This is a genomic window from Bradyrhizobium sp. sGM-13, from assembly GCF_018398875.1.
Taxonomy (GTDB): domain Bacteria; phylum Pseudomonadota; class Alphaproteobacteria; order Rhizobiales; family Xanthobacteraceae; genus Bradyrhizobium.
Map to the genome: position 1 here is coordinate 1 of NZ_JAGWDK010000151.1, position 900 is coordinate 900.

The 900-nt window shown below is 61.8% G+C and carries 1 protein-coding gene and 1 pseudogene; both read left to right on the forward strand.

Features of this window, described 5'->3' with window-relative positions; all coding sequences use genetic code 11:
* Nucleotides 1-61 precede the first annotated feature (61 nt).
* Nucleotides 62-274 (forward strand): annotated as a pseudogene (locus KJQ96_RS41175) (integrase); the annotation flags it as partial.
* Nucleotides 271-900 (forward strand): site-specific integrase (locus tag KJQ96_RS38545; protein ID WP_213291163.1); only part of this gene is annotated, 630 nt, incomplete at its 3' end. The pseudogene KJQ96_RS41175 and the gene KJQ96_RS38545, both read left to right, overlap by 4 nt.

Genomic DNA, 900 nt, shown 5'->3' on the forward strand with positions numbered 1-900 from the left:
ATGCCGACGTTGTCCGTCAGTTGCCGGAATAATCCAGTTGCCGGAATTATGCCGCTAATTCCGTCGGCGGAATTATCGCCACACCTTCGCGGTCCGATCGCTAGAGCAGTGCCGCCACGATCGTGCTGCAGTCGCTCGGCATATCGTCGCGCTCAGCACCTACGTCGGTCATGCGCACGTAACCGACACCTATTGGTACTTGCAGGCGACGCCGGCTCTGATGAGCCAGATCGCCGAGGCTGGCGAGGCGCTACTCACAGGAGGTGCCGCATGACTGCGCTCGCCCCCTATCTGAGCGGCTTCTTGCGCGAGCATCTGCCCAAAGAGCGCAGGGCAAGCCAGCATACCTGCGAGGCGTATGCGCAGAGCTTCCAACTCCTGCTCGTCTTCGCAGCTGGCCGGCTCAAGACCACGCCGGCCAAGATCGAGGTCGAGCAGCTCGATGCGCCGCTGATGCTGGCATTCCTGGAGCATCTGGAAAAGAAGCGCGGCAACTCAGCGCGAACACGCAACGCCCGGCTCGCTGCGATCAACTCGTTCTTCCGCTTCCTGGAGTACAGGCTGCCATCTTGCCTCGACCAGTCGCGGCGGATCCATGCTATCCCGATGAAAAAGACCGATCAGGCCCTTATCGGGTACCTCACGCGCGAAGAGCTGCAGGCGCTGCTCAATGCGCCGGACGCGAGTACCATGTCCGGCATTCGGGACCGCGCCATGCTGCATCTGGCCTTTGCCGCGGGATTGCGCGTGTCGGAGCTGGTCGGTCTCCGGCTCGATCAGATCGACCGCCGGACGTTGTCCAGCGTACACGTCATGGGAAACTTTCAATTACCCACAAATTCTCTTCCGACCATGGCGCCCAGCGCGATGTCAGTGAGGCGTGACAGCCCGCGCCACATA